10 protein-coding genes are annotated in these 12644 nt (G+C 41.2%); 5 read left to right on the top strand and 5 right to left on the bottom strand.

Annotated elements, in window-relative coordinates:
* Nucleotides 1-102 precede the first annotated feature (102 nt).
* The 3 genes from EYR97_RS02035 to EYR97_RS02025 all read left to right on the top strand — a co-directional run bounded on the left by EYR97_RS02035 (nt 103) and on the right by EYR97_RS02025 (nt 5318).
* Entirely contained in the window at nt 103-1698 is a 1596-nt protein-coding gene (locus EYR97_RS02035) for an isocitrate lyase (RefSeq protein WP_131092167.1), read from the top strand.
* A gap of 393 nt (nt 1699-2091) precedes the next feature.
* Nucleotides 2092-3036, top strand: coding sequence for a LysR family transcriptional regulator (locus EYR97_RS02030; protein WP_131092166.1), 945 nt, complete (start codon nt 2092-2094; stop codon nt 3034-3036).
* Nucleotides 3037-3134: 98 nt separating this feature from the next.
* Nucleotides 3135-5318, top strand: coding sequence for a malate synthase G (locus EYR97_RS02025; protein WP_131092165.1), 2184 nt, complete (start codon nt 3135-3137; stop codon nt 5316-5318).
* 176 nt (nt 5319-5494) lie between these two features.
* Here the strand turns inward: EYR97_RS02025 and EYR97_RS02020 are convergent, their stop codons facing one another.
* Both EYR97_RS02020 and EYR97_RS02015 read right to left on the bottom strand, forming a co-directional pair.
* Nucleotides 5495-6511 (bottom strand): NAD-dependent epimerase, encoded by a 1017-nt coding sequence (locus tag EYR97_RS02020; RefSeq protein ID WP_131092164.1) that lies wholly within the window; start codon nt 6509-6511, stop codon nt 5495-5497.
* 121 nt (nt 6512-6632) lie between these two features.
* Nucleotides 6633-7274, bottom strand: coding sequence for a S1C family serine protease (locus EYR97_RS02015; protein WP_242634844.1), 642 nt, complete (start codon nt 7272-7274; stop codon nt 6633-6635).
* Between the two features lie 156 nt (nt 7275-7430).
* Here EYR97_RS02015 and EYR97_RS02010 point away from each other — a divergent pair, with 156 nt between their 5' ends.
* On the top strand, nt 7431-8180 hold the full coding sequence (locus EYR97_RS02010) for a YdcF family protein (protein WP_131092162.1): 750 nt from the start codon (nt 7431-7433) through the stop codon (nt 8178-8180).
* A gap of 15 nt (nt 8181-8195) precedes the next feature.
* Nucleotides 8196-9257, top strand: coding sequence for a GNAT family N-acetyltransferase (locus EYR97_RS02005; protein WP_131092161.1), 1062 nt, complete (start codon nt 8196-8198; stop codon nt 9255-9257).
* A gap of 47 nt (nt 9258-9304) precedes the next feature.
* Here EYR97_RS02005 and EYR97_RS02000 read toward each other — a convergent pair whose 3' ends face one another.
* The 3 genes from EYR97_RS02000 to EYR97_RS01990 form a co-directional block, all read right to left on the bottom strand.
* Nucleotides 9305-10390, bottom strand: coding sequence for a glycosyltransferase (locus EYR97_RS02000; protein ID WP_131092160.1), 1086 nt, complete (start codon nt 10388-10390; stop codon nt 9305-9307).
* Nucleotides 10391-10537: 147 nt separating this feature from the next.
* The gene (locus tag EYR97_RS01995) at nt 10538-11596 is read right to left on the bottom strand and encodes a FemAB family XrtA/PEP-CTERM system-associated protein (RefSeq protein ID WP_131092159.1); all 1059 of its coding nucleotides are present in this window, start codon (nt 11594-11596) and stop codon (nt 10538-10540) included.
* The gene (locus tag EYR97_RS01990; RefSeq protein ID WP_131092158.1) at nt 11589-12632 is read right to left on the bottom strand and encodes a hypothetical protein; all 1044 of its coding nucleotides are present in this window, start codon (nt 12630-12632) and stop codon (nt 11589-11591) included. Before EYR97_RS01990 ends, EYR97_RS01995 begins: the two co-directional genes overlap by 8 nt.
* Between the last annotated feature and the right edge of the window lie 12 nt (nt 12633-12644).

Raw genomic sequence — 12644 nt, 5'->3', positions numbered from 1 at the left:
GGATGAAATGGAACTAACGGGAACGCCCTACAGCGTAATCGCTAATAACGTCTAATTACGTAACATCAAGCATATTAATTATTATAGTCGGGAGAGACGCTCATGTCGCAATATCAACAAGACATTGATAACTTCGCCACATTAAAAGCAGCACAAAACGGAACTTGGGAAGGTATCAACCCAGAGTTCGCTGCCCGTATGAAAATTCAAAACCGTTTTAAGACAGGTTTGGATATCGCTCGCTACACAGCAAGCATCATGCGCAAAGACATGGCAGAATATGACGCAGATTCGTCTCAGTACACTCAGTCTTTAGGCTGCTGGCACGGTTTTGTAGGCCAACAAAAAATGCTTTCGGTTAAGAAACATCAAGGCACAACAAATAAAAGTTACTTGTACCTTTCAGGTTGGATGGTAGCGGCGCTTCGTTCAGAGTTTGGCCCTCTTCCAGACCAATCTATGCATGAGAAAACGTCTGTTTCAGCGCTAATCGAAGAACTATACACCTTCTTACGTCAAGCTGATGCTCGTGAGCTAGGGGACCTTTTCCACAAGCTAGACGAAGCAAAGAAAAACGGTGGTGACGTAGCGGCTATCCAGGCTGAAATCGATAACTATGAAACTCACGTTGTTCCAATTATTGCCGACATCGACGCCGGTTTTGGTAACGAAGAAGCAACTTACCTTCTTGCTAAGCAAATGATTGAAGCTGGTGCATGCTGTATTCAAATTGAAAACCAAGTATCAGATGCGAAGCAATGTGGTCACCAAGACGGTAAAGTAACGGTTCCACATGAAGATTTCCTAGCTAAAATTAACGCTGTTCGCTATGCATTCCTTGAACTTGGTGTTGACGAAGGTGTAATTGTTGCTCGTACAGACTCGCTAGGTGCTGGCCTTACCCAAAAGATCCCAGTATCAACGTCTGAGGGTGACTTAGCAGCGCAATACAACGCGTTCCTTAAAACTACGCCTGTTGCTGGCGCTGACGACTTAAGCGAAGGCGACCTAGTGCTGAAGCAAGGTGGTCAGCTGGTTAAACCAGAGCGTCTTCCTAACGGTTTGTTCCGTTTCAAAGACAACACAGGTTTTGACCGCGTTGTACTTGATTGCGTAACATCACTTAAGCACGGTGCAGATCTACTGTGGATTGAAACTGAAAAACCTCACGTTGGCCAAATTGCAGAGATGGTTAATGCTATCCGCGAGCAAATACCGAATGCCAAACTTGTGTACAACAACTCTCCATCGTTTAACTGGACGCTTAACTTCCGTCAGCAAGTATTTGATGCATGGACTGAAGAAGGTAAAGATGTATCTGCATATGACCGTGCGAAGCTTATGTCAGCCGATTACGACGATAGTGAGTTGGCTGCGGCAGCAGATGAGAAAATTAAGAGCTTCCAAGCAGACGCTGCGCGTGAAGCGGGTATTTTCCATCACCTTATTACTCTGCCGACTTACCATACTGCTGCATTGTCTACAGACAACTTGGCAAAAGGCTACTTCGGTGAAGAAGGCATGCTTGCATACGTTCGCGGCGTTCAACGTCAAGAGATTCGTCAAGGCCTTGCATGCGTTAAGCACCAAGCAATGGCTGGTTCTGACTTAGGTGACACACACAAAGAATACTTCTCTGGTGAAGGTGCACTTAAAGCGTCTGGTGAAGACAACACAATGAATCAATTCGACGTATAAGTGTTAGCCACTTTATAGCGAAAAAGGAAAGTATCCCAACCTTTCCATTTGGCACCTTCGGGTGCCTTTTTTGTTTCAAACACACACGAATTCGTTCTTGGCGGTATCTGCGCCTCCCCGAATACTTCCTTAGTTCCTTGCTTCCTTAGTTCCTTGCTTCCTTGCTTGGCAAATAAACACCACCTTACAACATTCAGAATATTTATTATCTAAACCAGTCCTAAACTTTCAATATAAAAATCCCATACTCATAAAAGCCAACTATAAAACATAAAATTCATACGGTTACGTAAAAATGAAACAAAAATTTAAGACTAAACGCTTATCTGACAAGCAAATAAAAAACCGATATAATAGCGCCGTACAATTAGATGAAGTGTGAGCATTAAAAATATGAATATAGCCAAGGTCGATCTAAATCTGTTGGTGTACTTAGATGTACTGCTTCGCGAAGGTAGCGTTACTAAAGCCGCGAACCAATTGAGTATTACTCAACCCGCCATGAGTAACGGGCTAAAGCGTCTTCGTGATTTATTCAAAGATCCTCTTTTGGTAAGAACAAGCGACGGTATGACACCCACAAAGCGCGCTCTTGAACTCCAACCTATAATTCGTGACGTGCTTAGTCGTCTTGAAAGTTCAATACAACCAGAAACCGACTTTGACCCGCTTACTAGCGATAGAACATTTCGTATCATGACCAGCGATTATGCTGAGAGTACTTTGCTATTGGAACTTGTCGGTCGCCTCGCTGATTTAGCACCAAACATCACACTAGATTTGATCACCCCAAGTGATGTTACATTCCACGATGTTGAACAAGGTAAAGTGGATATGGCAATTAACCGCTTTGATGAATTACCACTGTCTTTTCACCAAAAAGTCATTTGGTACGACACATTCAGCTGTGTCATGAGTTCTGACCATCCACTGGTTGAAAAATGTGACTTAGATGGCTATTTGAAAGCACAGCATATTTGGGTGAGCAAAACAGGTTTTGGTGTCGGTGTGGGTATCGATCCAAACGAAGTTCAAAAACTGGGTTGGGTTGATGCTGAACTGACAAAAATCGGCAAACAACGAGCCATTCGTGTTTTTACCCGCCATTATCACGCTGCACTGCAAATTGCCAAGCGACAAAAGCTTATTGCAACACTGCCTAGTAAAGCAGCAAGATTGTTTAAACACGACCCTGGCGTGGTTATCAAAGAGCCACCTTTTGATATTCCACCTATCGCATTGAAAATGGCGTGGAGTGCTTTACTTCATCACGATGCAGGACATATTTGGCTGCGCCGACTCATCAGTGATGTGGCCAGTGAAATGAACGCCGGCTAACCATTCATAAAATATATGGCAAAAATACAAACCATAAATTAAAAAACTATCTCTATACACACTACACTGAGTCATCAGATAAATGTATAGAGGTAGTTATGCAAGGATATATTACAAGAGGCCGATTACAAGTTGCTGAGCAACTCTTCAACTTCATCAATCAACAAGCTCTACCCGGAACAGGCGTCGAACAGGATGCATTCTGGCAAGGGACAGAAGCCCTCTTCGCAGAGTTTATTCCGCAAAACCGAGCACTACTGGAAAAGCGTGACCAACTTCAACTGGCAATAGATAATTATCACAAAGCCGGTAATCCAGTTAATTGCCCTGAGTATAATGCATTCTTAAAGAGCATTGGCTATTTGGTAGAACAGCCTTCACAAGTAAACGTAGATACGTCGAATGTTGATGCAGAAATTGCAACCATGGCAGGCCCTCAACTTGTTGTTCCTATCAACAATGCACGATACGCACTTAATGCCGTAAATGCGCGCTGGGGCAGTTTATACGATGCGCTTTACGGTACAGACGTAATTAGCGATGAAGATGGTGCTGAAGCAGGTAAAGGGTATAACCCAGCGCGGGGAGCTAAAGTTATCGCTAAAGCAAAAGCGTATCTAGATAATATGCTTCCACTTGCCAAAGGCAGCCATGCGAATGTTACCTCTTATCAAATAGAAACTGGAAAGCTATTGGCAACCCTTGCCGATGGTGATGTCACAACGCTAGCGAATACAGAACAGTGGTTAGGCTACCAAGGTGGAATTTCATCGCCATCAGCCCTGTTATTTGTGCACAATGGGTTACATTTTGAAATTCAAATAGACCCCGCACATCCAATTGGCGAAAGCGACGCTGCCAACGTTAAGGACGTATTAATTGAAGCGGCACTAACGACCATTATGGATTGTGAAGATTCAGTAGCCGCAGTAGACGCTGAGGACAAAACCTTGGTGTACAGCAACTGGCTGGGGTTAATGAAAGGCACCTTAAGTATTGAAATGACTAAAGGTGGTAAACAGCTAACACGCGCCATGCACGAAGATCGTGTTTACCAACCTTCAAAGCACGCGAACTCACAATCTGAAGTGACTCTCTCAGGTAGAAGTTTGATGTTTGTACGTAATGTTGGCCACTTAATGACTAACGATGCCATGCTATTTGACGGTGAAGAAGTGCCAGAGGGGATCATGGACGGGGTTGTTACTTCGCTTATTGCTAAACATGATTTACTCGGTAATAGTCAGTTCAAAAATAGTCGCGAAGGCAGTATTTATATCGTTAAGCCCAAAATGCACGGTCCTGAAGAAGTTGCCTTCTCGAATGCCTTATTCGGACGTATTGAAACCATTATTGATGTACCAGCAAACACCTTAAAGATGGGCATTATGGACGAAGAACGCCGTACCAGTGTGAATCTACAAGCCTGTATTGCGGCGGCTAGTTCACGGGTGGTGTTTATCAATACAGGGTTCTTAGACAGAACTGGCGATGAAATTCATACCTCTATGCTAGCAGGACCTTTTGCTGAAAAGGCGGCACTCAAAGCAATGCCTTGGATTAAAGCATATGAAACCGCCAATGTGGCCGTTGGTCTTCGCTGTGGACTATCTGGCAAAGCGCAAATCGGCAAGGGTATGTGGCCTATCCCCGATGAAATGCAAAACATGATGGATACTAAAATTGGCCATCCTAAATCTGGGGCGAATACTGCATGGGTTCCGTCTCCTACGGCAGCAACGCTTCACGCACTGCACTATCATGATGTAAATGTGTTTGATGTACAGAAATCGCTAGATGATCAGTTTGATGGTTTAGATGACATTTTAACGATTCCATTGTTGGAGGATGCTTCAACCCTTACTCGAGAAAGCATCAAACGAGAAATTGATAATAATGTTCAAGGTATTTTGGGCTATGTTGTCCGCTGGGTGCATCAAGGTGTGGGATGTTCAAAAGTACCAGACATCAATGATGTAGGCTTAATGGAAGACAGAGCAACATTGCGAATTTCGTCTCAACACATTGCTAACTGGTTGGAACACGGCATAGTGAGCGTCGATTTTGTAAAAGAATCATTGGCACGTATGGCGGTATTGGTGGATGAGCAAAATAGTGGTGACGCTGAATATATCCCCATGGCGCCAGACTTAGAAAACTCAATCGGATTTCTAGCCGCCAGTGACCTTATCTTCAAAGGTAAAGAGCAACCAAGTGGCTACACTGAACCTTTGCTACATGCAAGACGTCGTGAAATGAAAGCGAAACTCGCTAAACACTGATTGCTATTTTAAGGCACCTTACAAGCTAAAGCCGCCCTGCTTTATTTTAAACACGGCGGCTTTTTTGTATCCTCATTACTCTGCACATTTTACTGTTATTTACCTAATGAACTAAATTCTAAATAGTGTGTATGAGCAGGATTTTTGCTAACAATTAATGCAATCTATTATGATCATTAAACTTGGTAAAAATCGCGATACCAAGCAACAAATGCATTGACCCCCGTTTCAACATCGGTTGATGGTTTATATCCTGTATCTTTCGCCAAAGCAGAAACATCCGCGTATGTATCAGGTACATCACCAGGTTGCATGGGCAATAACTCTTTTTCCGCTTCAACGCCTAATGCTTTCTCTAAAGTTTCAATGAAGGTAAGTAAATGCACGGGAGTCTGTGCGCCAATATTATATACGCGATACGGCGCCTTACTTGTACTAGGATCAGGGTTACTTCCGTCCCACTGTTCATTTGGCTTAGCAATCTTGTCCAACGCCCGAACAATACCTTCAACAATGTCATCAATATAAGTAAAGTCGCGGCGGTGATTGCCATAGTTATACACTTGGATCGTTTTTCCTTCTAAAATGGCTTTAGTGAACTTGAACGGCGCCATATCTGGGCGACTCCACGGCCCGTACACGGTAAAGAATCGCAACCCTGTTGTTGGAATGTTATACAAATGGCTATAGGTGTGCGCCATAAGCTCATTGGCCTTCTTAGAAGCCGCATACAAGCTAACTTGGTGGTCCACATTGTGTTGTTCAGAAAATGGCATTGTTTCATTCGCGCCATAAACAGAACTTGATGATGCATAAACAAGGTGTTCAACGTGGTTGTGTCGACAGCCTTCCAATATGTTCATAAAGCCAACTAAATTGGAGTCAACATACGCGTTCGGGTTTTCAATGGAATAACGAACACCGGCCTGAGCAGCCAAATGCACAACACGGTCAAATTTGTGAGTAGCAAACAAATCGGCCATTTTATCTCGCTCTTCCACACCCATTTCAACAAATGAAAAAAGAGAAGCAGCTGGTGACGCCTGTAAATGCGCTAAGCGGGCATGTTTTAAATTCACATCATAGTAATCATTGATATTGTCGATACCAACAACTTCATCTCCTCGGTTAATGAGGTAATGTGAAACTGCTGCACCAATAAACCCTGCAGCCCCTGTAACTAGAATTTTCATTTTTTCCCTTAATCGAATTGATGACGTCCACGATGGCACGAATATATTACTTTCCCAGATGTGGAAAATAGTTCAGCTATGATATGAGAAAGAAAGTTAGCCTTGTTATATTTTTCATAAACTAAATCTTTTTCAGCAATTTGTGAACATATTCAACTGGAATAGCATAAGAAATTCCGCTTGGCGAAGACAATGCACTCTCTTTTGCATCCTTAACTAGCACTTTGTTAATCACACCTATTACTTCTCCAGTTACAGGAGAATAGAGCGGACTACCGCTGTTTCCCGGATAGGCCACTGCATCTAACTGATATATTAAACTTGCGTCGGAAAGCCGTTTCATCAAAAGAGATGACAATTCATTGGCATTGTTTGCAGGTATTGCATCAGGTGTAATTGCTGAAATATAGCCTCGGTGCGTTGCAGGGTACAAGCCTAAAACAGCGCCAATAGGAAACCCTGTAAATGCTACTTCTGTGCCTGGATGCATCATTTCAGGTTCGCTAAGTTTCATTGCAGGCAATGTAGCGTCTAACTTGAGTAGCGCCAAGTCATGCTTTATATCAATAGAATGAATTTCTGCCTTTACTTTTTTTACTATTTGTCCAGAACCGCTGAGTACCACATGATGCTCTACAATGCTTGGATCTAACACCTGTGAAACCACATGATAATTTGTGATGGCATATTGGCCATTGTGAATAATGAAACCCGTGCCTAACACTTTGGGGTTTGCATGCTTTATAGGTGCATCAATTGCCACTGCAACGATACTTTGGGATACTTGTTTTACTACATCAGGAAACGAGTGATTGGCGGCTTGTATGTTAGCTATAAAAAAACAAAAATAACAAACCAGTATTTGTTTGAGCGCAAAATTTACCTCACAAAATAGTCAGACAGTAGGACATATCCATCAATGGTTATCACAAAAAGTATTGTAATCGCCTTTACCAACCCTTTGATGATGTTCAGTGTACTAGTACTTGTAGCTTGCCTTCTACAACGCTTACAAAAAAAAGGATACAGACTGCTCTATCGTATTGCATTCATTTATATATTTTTGACTTCTCAGCCCTATTTCGCAGACCTATTACTTTACCCTTTAGAACATACGATTACTGTATCCGAGCTGAAAAGCGAAGCAATTGATGCCGAATTTATCGTGGTACCAGCGTGTTACTATTTTACCGAAGGCCAAATGACTGAAATTTCACGTTGGCCTCCCTGCGCCTTACAACGCTTGGTCGGTGCAAGTGAGGTATCAAGGGCATTTAATATCCCAACACTGGTAACTGGCGGCTACTTTTTAAACGACAAAAACGTTAGTTATGCTGAAAAAGCAGCTTCATTTCTAGTTTCATTAGGCGTATCGAAGGACAACATAATAACTATTCCTGAGGGAACAACCACAGTAAGTGAAGTTGAAGCTATCAAGAGTTTTATTTCAAACAAAGATGTTGTCTTAGTTACATCAGCTACACACATAGAGCGTGCTTCTGCTGTTCTGTCTAAATACAGCACGTCAGTATTAACTTTTCCTGTAGAGTATCATAGCAACGGCCGATTGATGCCTTATTTGTCGACGCCATCTATTACGGCTTTACATAAGGTACAACAAGCATTTTATGCCTATGGCGCTCAGGTTAAATACTACTTTACACATTAAGAAAGCATCACTGCTATGATATCAATACAACAAAAACACATAAGCACTTCTTTTGAGGTTACATCTTTCCTCAGAACGATGCATGAGAAAATAAGTAGCGACTCTCCTTTTACCTCTCTTTTATGGCAAGAATCTTGGGCATTATCACTCGAACATTTGCCACATCTATATACCTTTGTAAAACATGGAAACGAAATTGGCTATTTCTGGTTGGCTAGACAAAAGGCATCCCTCTTTCCTTTTATTCATACACAGTATCTAAACCAAACTGGCATTCCCAAGCAAGATCAAGTGTGGATTGAGCACAATGATATAATGTGTACAAAAGAAGATAGAACGGATTGCCTTAACGCGTTATTTAACTTTCTTGACAACCTAGTTACCGACAAACTTTATGTTTCAATGGCATTGGAAGATAAATGGAAACAAGAATCATCATCTACTTGCAGAAAATATCACAGTATCCCAATAAAAGGATATCGAACCTACCTCGCAGGTGAAAATTTGGAAGGGTGTTTTTCTAAGAATACCCGAGAACAGACAAGGCGCTCTAATAGACTATTACTTGAAACGTGCGGAAATTTAAGCATTAAGGAGGCGTCGAAAGACGAAGCGAGGGATTATTTCAACTTACTTGGTCAATATCACGTAAAGAGATGGGGACAGACACCCGAAGGAAGTGGTTTCAATAACCCCTTTTTCCTTGCCCATCACACCCATCTCATCAATTACTTTTTTGATGATGTCAGTTTAGTGAAAGTAACGGCTGGAAATACGGTTCTCGGCTACTCATACAATATTGCTTTTAAGAATAATATCTATTTTTACTGTTCAGGAATAAATTACGCTTTTCAGAACAAAAAAATTAAGCCCGGCTACAGCATGCACTTTCTTCTTATGCAATTTTACAGAAATAAAGGTTTTCAATGGTACGACTTTCTTGGTGGTGAAAGTCAATATAAAAAGAGCTTGAGTAGTGAGATTTACGAGTTTAGTAATTTAACCTTTTACCCTGCTTCCCTACTCGGAAATGCCAATTATCTTATGCAAATGCTCAAAGACAAGTTGGCACAATAAGGCATATAGACAATTCATATTGGTGTTCTTTGTTAGGACGGAATGTTTTAGGTACTTTGCGTAGTTGTGGAGTAGACTGATAAATAGCGCTCAGCCATTGCACTTATTGAATACTTATCGAATACTAATTTGTGCGCTTTCTCAACTTTATCTGCTGGAAACGTCGTAACGCAAGACAAGATTTCACAGGCCAACATTTCTTTGTTATCAGGCTCAACAAATGACACTACCGAATCATCTATAAAATGCCGTATGCCACCTACGTCAGTAGTTACAACAGGCCTTCCCACTGCCATGGTTTCTAATATTGTCATTGGCATGGCTTCATAGTGAGATGATAAAACAAACACATCGCACTGTTCCAATTGATGTCGAATATCCTCTCGATAGCCGAGAAATTCAACATGCTCTTGAAGGTTTAATTCATTAGTCAAGCTCTCTAGTTTGCTGCGCTCACTCCCATCCCCAATAATCTTAAGTTTTACAGGTACAGGGCACTTATCAACGAGCTCTTTAAATGCGCGAATCAACAAAGACTGATTTTTCACGGGGTCGAGCCTGCCAACAGTACAAACTACTTTTTCTTGGGCAGGAGCCTTTTCTAGAGCAGTGTAGCTGGGCTGTACCTCTACACCATTTTGAATAAGGTGTAATCGATGTGGCTTTACTTTTACGATTTTTGTCACCCAATCCATCAAGTCTTGCGAGACCACGACATAATCGTGGATGAAAAAGGATGATACTCTGCGAATTAGATTATTCTTCTTATTCAAGCCATCTTGTGCATCACCACCGTGTCCGTGATCACTGTGCACACGCAGCTTTACTCCAGCAAGAAATGCCGTTACATGATATTCAATGGTTCCAAAATTATAGGTATTGATTACATCAGGAGATATTTGCTTTAGTAGCTTATAAAGACGCAAATGACATCCTAAGTCTTTACCAGGGCGCTTTTCTAAACAAAAAACGTCTATGACAGGTACGATAACGTCGATCATTTCAAACTCAGGGGTGAGTGTGATTATGACATGCTCGACTTTTTCATGAGTGCCATTGATGAGATTAACTATTACTTTCTCTAACCCTCCACATCCCATGCTGTAAACAAGATGGACCAGCTTTTTTTTCATTGACTCACCGAATCATGTTTCCGTGTCGGGTTAGTGTAATGGGCAAATACTATATTCGATTTACTATTAGAAAAACATTTTTTTGGGAAAATGAAAAAGTTCATTGGGCAGACTTAGTAATATTAAAATATAAAAAGTGACGTAAACCTATGGAATAGCTTTCACAATGTGCGGGCCTATCGCTTGCGTAATAATTATGGGAAGTTTCTGCCATATTTTAATAGCAAGCCCAAAGCTTTCATTGTCGGGAGAAAGATCCGGCAATGTTTTTCCTTCTGGTACATAATGATACCAATAACAAGGCTGAGGTTGTGCTCCCCACTGTTTTTTAAATTTGTATGTACCGGCATCCACGGTAGAGCGTCCAAAGTCAAACTGCTTAAACCCCTGCTCTATTGCATAACTTAGTATTTGCCAATACAAATACATATTGACCGAAATTCGATTGGCATAACGAACCGTGCTTGCCCATGGGATCTCAAGTTTATCTTTATAGTGCATTAAGAAACCAGCTGATACTGGTTTACCTTCCCAGTAAACCACACAAATCTTGGTGTTATCTGGAAATGTTTCGAAAATATTGTCGAACAATTTTTTACTGTAAACGGGTGTCCCTAAGTCTCTCATGTTTATACAAAACACATCATAGAAATCACTAAGCAGTTCTTTGCCACCAATCTTGTGAGTCACGCCTTCTCGAATTGGGCGTTTTGCTTGAGAACGACGCTTTGACCCTATTGCACTTCCCAATGCCTCTTGAGACTCTGGTAGGTCTAAAACCATATTCACTTTATGTGTAGCAACTGGGAAAGATTCAGACATACATGGTATCGAACAACGGTATTGCACATGGGATACATCTAACTTGTCGGCTAATTGGGTAGATGCGTTAACAAGCCGCGTTGCAATTTCATCACTATTGGCAAGCACACCACCGTAGTTAAAATACGGCATTGACACTAGGAAATTACCAAATAATAGGCTTTTTAATTGTATTAACGGCAGAACACCTACTATTTGGCCTTCGGTGTCTGTTGCTTTTAAATAACGCGGTGTTTGACCTAATGCAGTTCGTATTAAGCTAGCCCATGCAGCCTTGTGATAAAGCGTCCCTTTTTCATGGTTATCGACGAAACCATCCCACGCTTCTATATCATCTTTATGCAAATCACTAATCACATAAGAAGTGTGTTTTCCATCAATCATTTTGTGCATCACCCAAAATTCTAATTCTGCTCATAACTAATTGTTTCTCGTGAATTTCAGGCAAATAAGGCGCTTGAGGTAGCTTTGCATCATTTCTTGTTAAAAACCACAAATTTCCCTCAGCAAACTCATTTGGATTATTAAAATCCCCTATAAACAAATTTCCACTAATAATTCGCTCGTCTTCTAGTCTGCTGCTTATGAGTACATTAGCCTGTCTTCTATCAAAAATTATTAAGTTGTCCTTGATAGATATTTTATTAGTTTCAAACACTTTCGAAACGTTTTTTTCTAAGCCATACGCTATTAACTGGCTATTTGATGACCCATTCCCTTGCTGCAAAATGCTGTTTCTAACAATCAATTCACCATAATTGGCCATATCGATCAGGCGACTATCAATGCTATTAAGCGAAGCAAGTTTACTGTTTTCCACAATGACTTTTTTAGAACGCGACTTAATGCCAGAACCTTGATGCTTTGTACTTAAAATAGAAGAGTAACGGAAAAAAAGTTCGTCGGCTTTAACGTATAATGCATGCGCATATCCATTTCGATTGCCCAGTGATTCAAAGCTGGAATACTCGACAACTACTAATCCAACATCAGACGATGTCATTAAGCCAGATTCAGAATTAGATACTGTGATACCACGAACGGTAAGGTTTTTTCCTTCAAAACGAATACAAGCGCCATTACCAGCAGGCGCTTTTATGTTTACACACGCGATAGACTCTACTTCAACATTATTACCGGAGAGCACTAGTGCAGCTTTAGCATCAGCAAGTGCGCCATCAAAAATAACGCCAGGTTCCCCTAATATAGAGATATCACTGGCTTTAATATAAGCGCCTTCGGTATAAACGCCAGCTTCTAAATAAACCCTACTTCCATTTTTAATACTTGATATTGCGCTTTTCAACGACGTAAAAAGTTTCCCATCAACCATTACGTTAGAAGCAACTGAAATTTCAGTAAAAAGGCTTATGCAAAGTACAAGGACAATGCGAAAAGCAAATCTTGATGATCGAATCATGCAGGTTTCCTT

The sequence above is a fragment of the Alteromonas sp. KUL42 genome, assembly GCF_006538325.1.
Classification (GTDB): Bacteria; Pseudomonadota; Gammaproteobacteria; order Enterobacterales; family Alteromonadaceae; genus Alteromonas.
Note: the sequence above shows the minus strand (reverse complement) of the source record. Positions and strands in the feature narration are given on the sequence as shown.

Coding starts and splice junctions, on each gene's coding strand:
- EYR97_RS02005 (WP_131092161.1), top strand. CDS start 8,196: ATGATATCAATACAACAAAAACACATAAGCACTTCTTTTGAGGTTACA.
- EYR97_RS02035 (WP_131092167.1), top strand. CDS start 103: ATGTCGCAATATCAACAAGACATTGATAACTTCGCCACATTAAAAGCA.
- EYR97_RS01990 (WP_131092158.1), bottom strand. CDS start 12,632: ATGATTCGATCATCAAGATTTGCTTTTCGCATTGTCCTTGTACTTTGC.
- EYR97_RS01995 (WP_131092159.1), bottom strand. CDS start 11,596: ATGATTGATGGAAAACACACTTCTTATGTGATTAGTGATTTGCATAAA.
- EYR97_RS02025 (WP_131092165.1), top strand. CDS start 3,135: ATGCAAGGATATATTACAAGAGGCCGATTACAAGTTGCTGAGCAACTC.
- EYR97_RS02000 (WP_131092160.1), bottom strand. CDS start 10,390: ATGAAAAAAAAGCTGGTCCATCTTGTTTACAGCATGGGATGTGGAGGG.
- EYR97_RS02010 (WP_131092162.1), top strand. CDS start 7,431: ATGGTTATCACAAAAAGTATTGTAATCGCCTTTACCAACCCTTTGATG.
- EYR97_RS02020 (WP_131092164.1), bottom strand. CDS start 6,511: ATGAAAATTCTAGTTACAGGGGCTGCAGGGTTTATTGGTGCAGCAGTT.
- EYR97_RS02030 (WP_131092166.1), top strand. CDS start 2,092: ATGAATATAGCCAAGGTCGATCTAAATCTGTTGGTGTACTTAGATGTA.